The 12931-nt window shown below is 42.4% G+C and carries 13 protein-coding genes; 6 read left to right on the forward strand and 7 right to left on the reverse strand.

The features are described from left to right. The first annotated feature begins 49 nt into the window (after window positions 1-49). A complete protein-coding gene (locus PCC7418_RS02055) occupies window positions 50-1264 on the forward strand; it encodes a homocysteine biosynthesis protein (protein WP_015224516.1) in 1215 nt (404 codons plus the stop codon). Between the two features lie 17 nt (window positions 1265-1281). On the opposite strand, the gene PCC7418_RS02060 is transcribed toward PCC7418_RS02055, so the two are convergent. The 6 genes from PCC7418_RS02060 to PCC7418_RS02085 all read right to left on the reverse strand — a co-directional run bounded on the left by PCC7418_RS02060 (window position 1282) and on the right by PCC7418_RS02085 (window position 5895). Beyond that, window positions 1282-2118, reverse strand: a complete 837-nt coding sequence (locus PCC7418_RS02060; protein WP_015224517.1) for a DNA-formamidopyrimidine glycosylase — start codon at window positions 2116-2118, stop codon at window positions 1282-1284. Window positions 2119-2130: 12 nt separating this feature from the next. Next, window positions 2131-2364: a photosystem I reaction center subunit IV gene (locus PCC7418_RS02065; protein WP_015224518.1), complete on the reverse strand. Its 234-nt coding sequence runs from the start codon at window positions 2362-2364 to the stop codon at window positions 2131-2133. Window positions 2365-2443: 79 nt separating this feature from the next. Further along, on the reverse strand, window positions 2444-3061 hold the full coding sequence (locus PCC7418_RS02070) for a DUF6391 domain-containing protein (RefSeq protein WP_015224519.1): 618 nt from the start codon (window positions 3059-3061) through the stop codon (window positions 2444-2446). A 259-nt stretch (window positions 3062-3320) separates the two neighbouring features. After that, complete coding sequence (locus tag PCC7418_RS02075; protein ID WP_015224520.1) at window positions 3321-4091, reverse strand: DUF2232 domain-containing protein; 771 nt, start codon at window positions 4089-4091, stop codon at window positions 3321-3323. Between the two features lie 50 nt (window positions 4092-4141). After that, window positions 4142-4870, reverse strand: coding sequence for a Crp/Fnr family transcriptional regulator (locus PCC7418_RS02080; RefSeq protein ID WP_041596118.1), 729 nt, complete (start codon window positions 4868-4870; stop codon window positions 4142-4144). A gap of 164 nt (window positions 4871-5034) precedes the next feature. Beyond that, the gene (locus PCC7418_RS02085) at window positions 5035-5895 is read right to left on the reverse strand and encodes a branched-chain amino acid ABC transporter permease (RefSeq protein WP_015224522.1); all 861 of its coding nucleotides are present in this window, start codon (window positions 5893-5895) and stop codon (window positions 5035-5037) included. Between the two features lie 107 nt (window positions 5896-6002). On the opposite strand from PCC7418_RS02085, the gene PCC7418_RS02090 reads away from it, so the two are divergent. The 4 genes from PCC7418_RS02090 (at window position 6003) to PCC7418_RS02105 (ending at window position 11352) form a co-directional block, all read left to right on the forward strand. Then, complete coding sequence (locus tag PCC7418_RS02090; RefSeq protein WP_015224523.1) at window positions 6003-6389, forward strand: phosphomannose isomerase type II C-terminal cupin domain; 387 nt, start codon at window positions 6003-6005, stop codon at window positions 6387-6389. A gap of 21 nt (window positions 6390-6410) precedes the next feature. Continuing rightward, window positions 6411-7091, forward strand: coding sequence for a lecithin retinol acyltransferase family protein (locus PCC7418_RS02095; protein ID WP_015224524.1), 681 nt, complete (start codon window positions 6411-6413; stop codon window positions 7089-7091). Window positions 7092-7185: 94 nt separating this feature from the next. Continuing rightward, entirely contained in the window at window positions 7186-8379 is a 1194-nt protein-coding gene (locus PCC7418_RS02100) for a bifunctional 2-polyprenyl-6-hydroxyphenol methylase/3-demethylubiquinol 3-O-methyltransferase UbiG (RefSeq protein WP_015224525.1), read from the forward strand. 99 nt (window positions 8380-8478) lie between these two features. After that, entirely contained in the window at window positions 8479-11352 is a 2874-nt protein-coding gene (locus PCC7418_RS02105) for a type ISP restriction/modification enzyme (RefSeq protein ID WP_015224526.1), read from the forward strand. A 150-nt stretch (window positions 11353-11502) separates the two neighbouring features. On the opposite strand, the gene PCC7418_RS20700 is transcribed toward PCC7418_RS02105, so the two are convergent. Next, window positions 11503-11640 (reverse strand): DNA-binding protein, encoded by a 138-nt coding sequence (locus PCC7418_RS20700; protein WP_150107017.1) that lies wholly within the window; start codon window positions 11638-11640, stop codon window positions 11503-11505. Between the two features lie 48 nt (window positions 11641-11688). Here PCC7418_RS20700 and PCC7418_RS02110 point away from each other — a divergent pair, with 48 nt between their 5' ends. Continuing rightward, window positions 11689-12930, forward strand: a complete 1242-nt coding sequence (locus PCC7418_RS02110; RefSeq protein WP_041596119.1) for an RNA-guided endonuclease TnpB family protein — start codon at window positions 11689-11691, stop codon at window positions 12928-12930. Window position 12931 lies beyond the last annotated feature (1 nt).

Consider the following 12931-nt stretch of genomic DNA (forward strand, 5'->3'; position numbering starts at 1 on the left):
TCTGATATGGTTAAATGGATTCGAGTTCAACTCAGATTCAGGAATCACTATGCGGACGATCGCGCAGATTAACGACAAGATCAAAGCTCAAAAAGCCGTGGTCTGGACGGTGGAAGAGTTAAAAGCCCAAGTGGCGGAAAAAGGGGTCACTCAAGTGACAAAAGAAGTGGATGTGGTGACAACCGGAACTTTTGAACCGATGGAATCATCCGGCGCAATGATTAATTTGGGACATACTGATCCACCGATTAATATTCGACAATGTTGGCTGGATAGTGTTCCCGCTTATACGGGCTTAGGGGCGGTTGATCTTTATCTGGGGGCGACGGCAAGTCCAGATTATAGTAGTTCTGGAGAAACTAGTGAGCTAGAAACTCGGCTGGGAGTCTCTCATCGCGATCGCGGAGGCGGTCATGTCATCCAAGATTTAATTGCGGGTCAGCCAGTGCAACTGAAAGCCATTGGACAGGTGAGTGATTGTTATCCCCGAGCATCTTTTCAAACCACAGTGACTCGGGAGACGATTAATCAGTTTTACTTATATAATCCGCGCAATGTTTATCAAAATTTCATTGTTGGGGTTAATGCTGGGGAAAGAGTTCTCTATACTTATTTGGGGCCACTACATCCTAACTTAGGGAATGCGGTCTATTCTTCTCCTGGCGCGATCGCGCCCTTATTTAACGATCCGCAACTGCACTTAATCGGGATTGGCACTCGCATCTTTTTAGGGGGAGGCCTTGGCTATATTTCCGCAGAAGGAACTCAGCATTTCCCGAAACAACGGCGACTGTCTAACGAAACTCCCATTGGTCCAGCGGCGACGTTAACCTTAGTGGGGGATGCCAAAGCGATGAATCCCCGTTGGGTGCGAGGCTGTTATTTCCGCAACTATGGCCCCTCTTTGATGTTGGGGGTGGGGATTCCCCTGCCCATGTTAAACGAAGAAGCTGTGGCTCATTGTGCCATTAAAGATGAAGAGATTGTTGCTCCTGTGGTTGATTTTTCCATTCCCCGTCGGGTGCGTCCCACCTTTGGTTTGGTCACTTACCAGCAACTGAAAAGTGGCACGATTAAAATTGAAGGGGAAACTGTCCGCACCGCCCCTTTAGCCAGTATTGCGCGATCGCGCGAAATTGCCGAACTCCTAAAACATCAAATTCTCGAAGGCAGATTTCTCCTCTCCGAACCAGTTGCACCTCTCCCCATGGATCGCGCCTTCCTCCCTCAAGATCGCTGGGGATCTCAATTTGCTTTAGAATAGGGCTTCTGGAAACGGTTTCATTCCGGTTGGCAGCAAGGGCAAAAATGAGAAGAACGTCCATTAATTTTGTATCGCTCAATGGTTGTTCCACACTGACGACAACTTTCTCCCTCGCGACCATAAACCCAAGCTCTGCCCATATAATTGCCATTAACCCCTAAAAGGTTCTTAAAGCTGTTAAATGTTGTTCCCCCCTCTTCAATACCTGTTTTAAGCACAGAAAGAATCGCTTGCTGTAGCTGTTCCACTTCTGACCCTTGCAACGTATTCGCTGGGCGTAACGGGAAAATCTTTCCCAGAAAAAGGGCTTCATCCGCGTAAATATTACCAATGCCAGCAATAATTTTTTGATCTAACAAAGCTGTCTTAATGGCACAACGACGAGTTTTTAATTTTTCCTGTAAATAAGCGGGGGTAAACTCAGCAGAAAAAGGCTCAACTCCCAACTGATTTAAGCCCGTGATAATGGTTTTTGGGTCAGTTTGAGGGGGAACCCACCACACCCGACCAAAGGTTCGTAAATCGATAAAACGCAGTTCTTGTTCCTCTGGAAAAAAGAAACGCACTCGGGTATGTTTCGCTACGGGGTCACTTTGCTTGACCCATAATAATTGACCGCTCATCCGCAAATGCAGCCCTAACCATCCCCCAGAAGAGAGTTCAGCTAACAAATATTTTCCTCGTCGTTGCCATTGTTTGATCGCGGTATCCTGTAATCCCGACCAAAACTCGGTAATAGAAGCAGGGTGAGCAATGCTACGTTCCAGTAACACTTCCCCACCCTGAAAAACTTGTCCGCTTGTGGATTGATTCAATCCACGACAGACGGTTTCAACTTCTGGTAACTCTGGCACAAACTTGCCCGCTTAGCCTTTACTTTCAGCTTTGGCTTTTTTCTTCGGTGCTGCTTCCACAACTTCTACTTCTTCTAAGCCGAAGTTATTGGTGTTGACACCAGAATAGTTCACTTTATCAAAGCGAACAATAACGGGGTAGATGATGCCACTTTTATCGACACTTGCGACCGTACCAACATCGCCATACCAGTAGGACTCTTTACGGAGGATTCTAACTTTATCTTTGCGATTGACTTCTGACATGATAATTGCTGAATAAATAACCTTTAAAATCAAGCGTACTATTAGTGTGGCGAGTGTTGGTAGCTTTTCATTTTAAGTTTTATTGCAGATTTCGCCATCCCAACTGCACAAAATTTGCTGAACGTCCCCATAAATCAGTGGTTTGATAAATCCGTTCCAATTCCAAATTAAACGGAATTGCAGTTGTTACATATTTTTGCGCCCATTGTCCCACCTCAGGAGCAACCGAAGAAGCCACACTCATGCCTAAGCCCATTCCCAGTAATTGTGAAATGGGATCTTTCGGTAACAAGACATGAGAACTTAAGGTTAATCCCGCAGTGAGAAGGAGGGCAACAGAAACATTGGTTCCGCAACGGGGATGAACCGCTAAATCCCATTCTCCCGCGCGAAAACGGTGTAAAGCACTGAGGACTCCTCGTTGTAGCTGTCTCGCGGGCACTTCTCCATAGAGATAAAATCCCTTTTCCGTGGATAATCCCCCTAACGTTTCATTATCGGTGCGAGTGGGGCTAAATTGAGTTTTTTGACGAGAAGAAGGCGCGTTTTCACTTAAAATCCACACCGTAGCGTGTTCTAAGGCGTGGACTTGACGCAACATTAAGATTTCTTTCAGTCCAGGCACAAAGGAAAGTTGCTGTAGCAGGTCGCTATCCCCTGCTGGGGTAAAAAATTCGGTTGCGGTATCGGTCATCATCAGCCAAACTCGACAGGGTTTGCTTTCTCTCTAATCTAACTTTTCTCATCTGCCAATTGAGAGAAATAATTATAGCACTTCCCAATCTCATGAGGTACATTCTAAATTTTGGTTCTTTGTTCTTTGTTCTTTGTTCTTCGTTCTTTGTTGGTTGTTAATCAATGAACCACGAACCATGAACCATGAACATCCACCGACTCGCATTACGTACCTCAACCAACTAGGAAACGCTATACTGAATTTTAATCTTTCAACAGGATTAATCCGTATCTAAAATGACTTGCACCCAACCAGGGGGCGACGGAATCGGGTTTCCTAAGCGATTGAGGATGAGTAAGGCGACTAAATGAACCGCAAACACATAAAGAATACTATTGAGAATAATCGTAAAAAGCGCGATCGCCTGTATCAGCCATAAACTCGGTTGGGTTAATAATCCTAACTGCACAAACCCCCATTCTAAAAACTGAGCAATTTGTGAGGTGACATAAACCCATAAATCTTCTCCTAGGAAGATAGAAAGTAGCCAAAAGCGAAAGAAAAAGCCAAACGTGCCAATAATTGCACCGACCGTAACTGATAATCCCCAGTGGGTGTTTCGACACCAGAAAGCTCCCAATTGCACCCCCATCAGACCATAGGGGATGACATACAAAATACTCCGCGTTGGCCCCATCAAAATGGATAACAGTAACCCCACAATTAGAGCGCTCATCCAAGAAGCCCGCATTCCTCGTCGTAAATAGACAAGGGCAATGGGTAAAGGAAAGAGAAGCCGTAATAGGGGACCCGGTGGAAAATAAAAGTTAATTAACCAAATCAAACCAGCAGCACTCGCTAAAAAGGCGGTTTCTGCCATGACCACTGCCGAAGTCCCCATTTCCATCTCCACTGTTTCTACAGAAGAGACGGATACGTCCCCATCTCCAGCATCAACCCAATTCTGATCAGAACTCAATTCATCAGACTCTTGTTTTGCCTGATCCTCAGCATTTGAATGATCGTCAAAGTCATCAAGAAAATGGTTCATAAGCGGGCTCATCTTGGATCATTGGGGTTAGATTGTAATCAGATTACAATTTATTCAAACAAAGAAGAAGGAGCAGATAAGACTTCTTCTAAGGCGAACAGATTGGGAATATGTAAGGTATGGTGTTCCCGACGAATCAGTTCGCTTTTTTCCAATTTAGCTAAAACTCGGGTTACGGTTTCTCGGGCTAACCCACTTAAGCTACTTAATTCTCGATGAGGAAGGTTCGGAATATCAACCCCTTCATTCATCGGCTTCCCTTGACCTTCTGCTAAGAATAACAGCACATCAGCAACGCGGGAAACACTATCTGCTTCACGGAGTCGCAGCCGGCGATTCACTTGTCGTAAGCGTTTAGCCATTAATTGCGATAAACGAATACCAGCTAAGGGTTCAGCTTGCAAAATTTTCAGAAAATCTCCTGAAGGAATACTGCAGATTCGAGTTGGGGTGAGGGTAATGACATCAGTGGAACGGGGCACTTCATCCATTGCAGACATTTCACCAAAGACTTCGCCACTTCCTAAAATATTCAAGGTGACTTCTTTCCCATCTTTGTTGTATGTCCGTATTTTCACCCAACCTTCAATGATGAAATAGACTGACCCCCCCCAATCATGTTCTAGGAGAATCACCTGATTAGCTGGGTGATTGCGAGAGACGATATGACAGATCATTTCTCGCAACGTATCTTCAGGTAAGCCCTCAAAAAACATTCCAGGGGCAATTAACTGGTCTAACTCCGCTTTGACGTTACGAGTTCCGGTTGGTTCTTCCATACTGACTATAGACATGACAAATCATTAGTGGTGTAATTTTAGTATAACTCTAACCTGTGATCAGAGTGAAGCCAATCTAAAAGTTTGTCAAGGATTAATCTTGTGACCACTTTTGAGCAGACGCAACAATTCACAGACGTTAAAATCAGGGAATCTGCTGATGGCTAAAGGGTGCCTCGAAATAAGCCTTGAGGACGAACGAGAAGCATCACTACCATGATAGCTAGAGCTACTCCTAGTTTATACTGAGATCCCAAAAAAGGCACGCTTAATTCTTGGGCAATTCCAATGACATAAGCTCCAGTGATTGCCCCATAAGGATTGCCAATCCCCCCAAGAATTACGGAGGCAAAAATGGGCAAGATCAAAAACCACCCCATATTGGGACGCACTGCTGTAATCAGACCATAGCTCGCTCCCCCGATCGCGGTTAAAATCCCAGCAATCACCCAAGTCCAAATGACAACTCGTTCGACATTAATTCCTGAAACGCGAGCTAAATCAATATTATCCGCAACCGCTCGCATCGCTTTCCCAATTTTGCTGTTTTGAAGGAGAAAATGCAAAATAACAATTGCCAGCAACGATAAACCAATGGCAATGATTCGATAGTAGGCAATCTTCAGTCCAAAAACATCTAACGCCGGTAGGATGGGTAAATCATAAGATTGATTGCTTCCCCCCCAAATTAATAAGATTGTGCTGCGAAGAAAGAGGGCTAAGCCAATGGAAATAATAATTAGAGTTGTCGGTTGCGCCCGAATCTTTCGCATCGGTTTCCACAGAACAACTTCTGTCAGTAACATGACAATGACTGTTCCCACTGCACCAACAACCATCGCTAGCCAAATATTTAAACCAGCAATATTACTGAGCCAAGTTAAATAAGCCCCCACTGTCATCAAATCCCCTTGAGCAAAGTTCGGTAAACGCAGAATCCCAAAGGTTAAGGTCAGTCCAACGGCGACCAAGGAAATAATACTCCCCACTGCGATCCCATTAATTAAAAGTTGTGCTGTATCCATTATTGTTTAAGTTTCGATAAAATTTCGTTATCATTAGTAATGAGAACGATTTGCCTCAGAAAGATAGTCTTTACTCTCGATTGAACCTTAATTCTTAATCCTTGATTATGAGTAATTCTAATCCTCCTGCTAATTCTAAAGCAACAGCCGATGAAGCGATTGAAACCCGTGTTCCTCCTTGGGGAACCGTCACTGTTCTTGAAAAAGGAGAACGCTATTGTATTAATCGCATTGAAGTGAAACCTGGACATCATATTAGCACGCAACTCCATTATCATCGCACGGAACATTGGGTGGTTGTTGCTGGAACCGCAAAGGTGATTAAAAATGAAGAAGAAATTATGCTGATGCCAAAACAATCTACTTATGTTCCCATGAATACACCCCATCGGGTCGAAAATCCAGGCGTGATTCCCTTGGTGATGATTGAAATCCAAAATGGTGAATATTTAGGGGAAGATGATATTGTTCGTTTTGGTGATGTAGAAAGCTAATCCAAAAATCAAAAAATAACTATGGCGCGGGGCGATCAAATTTATATTCTAGAACCCTTTGTCAATTTTCAAGGGATGTATGAACATCACGGGATTGATTGTGGGGATGGGAGTGTCATTCATTTACGCAAGTACAATGAAACTATTACTCGGACAAGTTTTGGTGAGTTTACAAAAAGTCAAAAAGTTTATGTGAAACACTATCCCCTTGCTTTTGTTCCCGATGCTGTGGTTCATCGTGCAGAAAGTCGGTTAGGGGAAAAAGCCCGTTATAATCTTTTATTTAATAATTGTGAACATTTTGCGACTTGGTGCAAACTCGGTCATTCCCATAGCCAACAGGTTAAAGATTTTATTCCGATTTTGTCACGACTGAAGGTGGAAAGTCTTTCTCAACCGTTAGAAAAAGCCCTTGCAGATCAAGGATATCAGAATCAAAAACAGTTAGTTGATGAAGCCTTAGTTGATATTAAAAAAGTTTGGGAGAAAACTCAACCACGCTACAATCAAACCTTAGAAGAAATCAAAGTTTGGCAAACTGTGGCTTGGAAAGCATTACAAGAAGGAAAAGAAGATGTCGCTAAAGCAGCGATTCAACGCAAACTTCGGTATCAAAAACAAGCGGAAAAAGATCAAAAGCAGTTGGATCAGTTGGCTAAAATGACGGAAACTTTATTACAATCTCGTTTTGCTCAACGCTAATTTTTACAGAAGAATTAGAACCGCTATAGGGCTTCACTAAACAGACATCATTCCGTTAAAATAATCCTTACGATTTCAAAACTTTAATTGAATAATGTCTGATTCAAAACAGATCCATTCCGCTGTTGCTAATCTCTATGATACTTATCCTTTTCCCCCAGAACCCCTTTTAGATGAACCCCCGCCAGGGTACAATTGGCGATGGAACTGGACCGCTGCTTATGAATTCTGCACAGGACGGAAACCTAAAAGCCAAAACATCCGAATCTTAGATGCAGGTTGCGGGACCGGTGTGGGAACTGAATATTTAGTTCATTTGAATCCTGAAGCCTCGGTAACTGGAATTGATATTAGTCAAGAAGCCTTGAATGTCGCGCAAGAACGTTGTCAGCGTAGTGGCGCGAATGGGGTTCAATTCCAACAAATGAATGTGGAAGCAGCGCACCAGTTAGAGGGTCAGTTTGAGATGATTAATTGTGTGGGTGTTTTACATCATCTTCCTGATCCAGTGGCGGGAATTAAGGCGTTGGCAGAAAAACTGGCGCCAGGTGGTATTTTTCATATTTTTGTTTATGGAGAATTGGGGCGTTGGGAAGTGCGGTTAATGCAAAGCGCGATCGCGCTGTTGAAACCCGATCATTATCAAGATGGGGTTAAAATTGGTCGGGAACTGTTTGCGTCTCTCCCTGAAGACAACCGCATTGTGAAGCGAGAAAAAGAACGGTGGGCTTTGGAAAATCAACGGGATGCGTGCTTTGCGGATATGTATGTTCACCCGCAAGAAATTGACTACAATATCCACAGCTTATTTGATTTAATTATAGAATCAGGATTGGATTTTGTGGGCTTTTCTAATCCAGAATTGTGGAAATTAGAACGTTTGTTAGGAAATGCACCCGAGGCGTTAGAACGGGCGAAAACCTTAAGTCAACGGGAACAATATCGACTGATGGAATTACTTGATCCGGATATGACGACTCATTACGAGTTTTTCTTGGCGAAACCACCTTTACCTCAGTGTGATTGGTCAACGGATGCGGACTTTTTGGCAGCAATTCCTGAACGTCATCCTTGTCTGGATGGGTGGGAAAGTCGAACTTTGTTTAATGCCAATTATGAGTTGGTGAATCTCTCAGAAGATGAATTTAAGCTCTTACAAGTCATTGATGAAAACTCAGAACAACAGCAATCTTTGGGAGCAGTTTTAGCCGAAACTGGGGGAAGTTTAGAGGAAGCGCGATCGCTGCATCAGCAAAAATTAATCATTCTTACTCCTAATCAAGAGTGATTGGTTAAATCAAACGACTTCTAGTGTTGTAAGTTCAGGGAGGGAAGTTCCTTCCCTTTCCTCTGCTTTTCATCAACGAAAGATTACTAACAAATAATTATGTCGCGGTGGTTAATTTCTCAATATCATTCTGAACTCGAAAAAATTATTCAGTACGGTGGATCGCGCAAAGAAACTTCCATTCGTACCGCCTTTCAAAAGCTCTTAAATGAATATTGTAAAGCCCGTGACTTTCTTTTAATTCCAGAATTAGATTATCCCACAACATCTGGAAAAATTGTCTATCCTGATGGCACAATTAAAGATGCGCTACGGTTGGCTTGGGGCTATTGGGAAAGCAAAGATCAACAAGATTATTTAGATCGAGAAATTGAAGAGAAGTTTGCTAAAGGGTATCCCAACGATAATATTTTATTTGAAGATTCCCAGACGGCGGTTTTATTTCAAGCTGGGGAAGAAACAATGCGGGTGTCGATGCAGGATGCTGACGCACTCGATGAAATTTTAAACCGATTAATTAATTATGTTCGTCCTGAAGTTGAAGACTTTCGCAGCGCGATCGCGCACTTCCAAGAAGACATCCCCACTATCTTAGAAACACTACGGAATAGTATTACAGAAGAAGCCGAAAAAAACAAGGCATTTCAGGAAGCGAGAAACCAGTTTCTGACTATTTGTCAAGAGTCCATTAACCCAGCAATTACACCTGAAGATGTGCGAGAAATGATTATTCAACACATCCTCACCGAAGATATTTTTATCAATATCTTTCAAGAGTCGCAGTTTCACCGCGAAAATAATATTGCTCGGGAATTACAAAATGTTGTCAATACCTTTTTTAAGGGGAAAGTTCGCAAGGATACTTTAACCACAATCGAACGCTATTATGGTGTTATTCGTCGCACGGCTGCAAGTATTTACAATCATCACGAAAAGCAGAAATTTCTGAAAGCAGTTTACGAAAACTTCTATAAAGCCTATAACCCCAAAGCAGCAGATCGTCTGGGAATTGTTTACACACCCAACGAGATTGTTCGTTTTATGATCGAAAGTACAGACTATCTAATTCACAAACATTTTCATAAATTGCTGGCTGATCCGAATGTTGAAATTTTAGATCCTGCAACAGGAACCGGAACATTTATCACTGAATTAATCGAATATCTCCCCAAAGACAAACTCAAACAGAAATATCAACAAGAGATTCACTGTAACGAAGTTGCTATTCTTCCTTACTATATTGCTCACCTCAATATTGAATATACTTATGCCCAGAAGATGGGCGAATACGAAGAGTTTAACAATATCTGTTTTGTGGATACCTTAGACAATACCATTTATCAAGGAAAGCAATATGATTTGTTTGCGTTAACCGTTGAAAATACCGAACGCATTAAACGACAAAACGAACGCAAGATTTCGGTTATTATTGGCAATCCTCCTTACAACGCCAAACAAGAAAACTACAGTCAGAATAATCCCAATCGGAGTTATAAGGGAATTGATCAGCGCATCCGAGAAACTTATTTCAAACAAGGAAAAGCACAGAATAAAAACTTGCTTTATGATATGTATGTTCGTTTCTATCGTTGGGCGAGTGATCGATTAGGAACTAATGGCGTTATTACATTTATCACTAACTCATCCTTGCTGGATGCAGTTGCATTTGATGGCTTTAGAAAATGTATCGAACAAGAATTTGATTTTGCTTACTTCATTGACTTAGGTGGGAATGTTAGAGCAATTTCAGGGCGAGATGGAATCTATATTTCCGAAAAACATACTATCTTTGGCGTTAGCGCAATGACTGGAATTGTTATTGGCTTTTTAGTGAAAACTCAGCACAGCCAAGACAAGTGTCAAATTTTTTATTCTCATCCCTTTCACATCCATGAGTTAAGAGAGAACAAAATTAATTATTTAGCCCAACATCAGTTTAGAGATTTCTCATTTCAACATCTCCAACCAAACCAGAAACATCAATGGATTAATGTTGCTGATAACGATTTTGATGATCTGATTCCAGTTGCGGATAAAGCCGTTAAAGCAGGAAAATCTGACCAAGCCATCTTTCAGCTATTTTCCAGAGGAATAGCAACCCAACGCGATGAATGGGTTTATGATTTTAGCCGAGAACAGTTAGAGGAAAAGATACGTTTCTTTGTCGATGTTTATCAAGCAACCTTGAATGATAAAGACTATCCAGATAGAGAGATGATCAAATGGGATGCTGATTTAAGAAAGTATCTAGAAAGAGGAATACAAAAATCTTTCTCTGATCAGCAAATCGTAAAATCTCTATATCGTCCGTATATCAAAAGTAATTTGTATCTGGATAGACACTTCAATGGGAGAGTCTATCAATGGTTGAATATTTTCAAATCTAATGACACTAAAAATCTTTACATTGCTATCAATGCAAGCGGTAGTTCTAAACCTTTTCATTGTTTAGCAAGTCAATCTATTATTGATTTACATTGTACAGGGGACTCTCAATGTCTCCCTCGTTATCGTTATGACCAAGAAGGAAACCCAATTGATAACATCACCGACTGGGGACTAAAGCAATTTCAAAATCATTACAACAACACCAACATCAGTAAAGATGATATTTTCCATTACACCTATGCGGTTTTAAATAACCCTAACTATCGAGAAAAATATGAACTTAACCTGAAACGAGACTTCCCTCGCCTTCCCTTCTACGACAACTTTTCCCAATGGGTGAAATGGGGAGAGAAACTGATGGCATTACATCTCAACTACGAAACCATCAATCCTTATCCACTCCAACGTATTGATCTTCCTTTACCCGACAATCAACACCAACCCAAAGTTAAACTCAAAGCCGATAAAACTAACAATAAAATTATCCTCGATAGCATCACCACTCTAGACAGTATCCCCGAACAAGTCTGGGAATATCGCTTAGGAAACCGTTCTGCGATTGAACGAGAGCGCGACAGTCCCTAATCGAGCGCGAAGCGGATTAGGGAACGTGCCGTATAAACGCTTGGGGAAATCCTCACTTCCTCGTCGCTTCGCTCCTGCGTCGCTGCGTCCAAGCGACAGGCACTCACCGATAGCGCGGATATCAAAAGGTTCAAGTGCGTTGAGATATCCCTATTTTTGAGGTAGTCTTCTTATCCAATCTCTTACTGCTTGCGCCTGAGTCCACCCTTTGCTTTCAGCAAATCTCTTTAGTTTGTCTTGCTCTTCTTCTGATAAGCGGATTTTAATAAATTTATCTCTAGTTGTCATGTAGGCTTTTTGTAGGCTATACTAAACTAAGTCTAACAGAAACGGGTTATGGTAACAACACGCCGAATTACCTTCAGACTTTATCCCAACAAGTCAGCAGTTAGTAAACTCCACTACGCGAGGAAAGCCCACTGCGACTTATACAATGCTGCTCTTTCAAACCGAAAGGTGCAATATCAAAGGTTTGGAAACTCGGTGAGTTACTTTGACCAACAAAATAGTCTTCCCGCGTTTAAGGAAGAATTACCCGAATATAAAGAGTTTGGAAGCCATAGCCTCCAAGCTACCTTAAAACGGGTTGATTTTGCATTTCAACGCTTTTTCAAAGGCTTAGCTAAGTATCCTAAATTCAAAGCCAAACGGAAATATCGTGGGTGGACATACCCTTGTCGTTCAGGATGGAAAGCACATACAGAAGGAAAACACGGCTATCTCGAACTTAAAGATTTGGGCTTAAAGATTCGGATGCGTGGACAAGCCCGAACTTGGGGGAAACCTACCACTTGTACAATTGTTTGGGATGGTCAAAACTGGTATGCAAGCATCACTGTCAAATGCGAACCCGTTAGAGAGACTGGGACAGGTGCAATCGGGCTAGATTTCGGATGCAAGTCTGCTATAGCGGGGTCTAACGGAGATTTCATCGAAGCACCGAAGTTTCAAACTAGAGCAAAAACTAAAGAGAACCGACTAAATAAAAAGCTGAGGCGCAAACGCCGTCCCGAAAAGCGTAAAGTTAAGGCTTCTCGTCGTTGGAAAAAGTACCAGAAACAAATCAGTAAGGTTAAAAGAAAAGTTGCCAATCAGCGTCATGATTGGTCACATCAGGTCGCCTCACAAATCGTTAGCAGTAATAGCTTGGTGGCGACAGAGCAACTTAATCTAAAAGGGATGACCCGCAAGGCTAAAGCCAAAGGTAAACGTCAAAAAACAGGGCTTAATCGGTCAATGCTTGATGTGGCTATTGGGATGACCAAGGACAATCTCAAGTATAAGGTTGAGGAAGCGGGTGGGATTTATAGCGAAGCCCCGACTCGGACACTTAAACCCACTCAAAGATGTGCAAAGTGTTGGGAAATCACCAAGAAGACCTTAAGTGATCGGGTTCATCATTGCCAGCATTGCGATCATCAAGAAGATAGAGACATTAACGCTGCTCAAGTCATGCTTGAGTGGGCGAGGGGGCAGGAACTGTCCTCGTCAGACGTGGAGTTGCCAACCTCTGTCGATTGCGGAAGCATGGGAAAAGTTGGAGCAAAGAAACGTCAGAAACCGCAAGCTCAGACGTAAG

The sequence above is a fragment of the Halothece sp. PCC 7418 genome (genome assembly GCF_000317635.1).
GTDB lineage: Bacteria > Cyanobacteriota > Cyanobacteriia > Cyanobacteriales > Rubidibacteraceae > Halothece.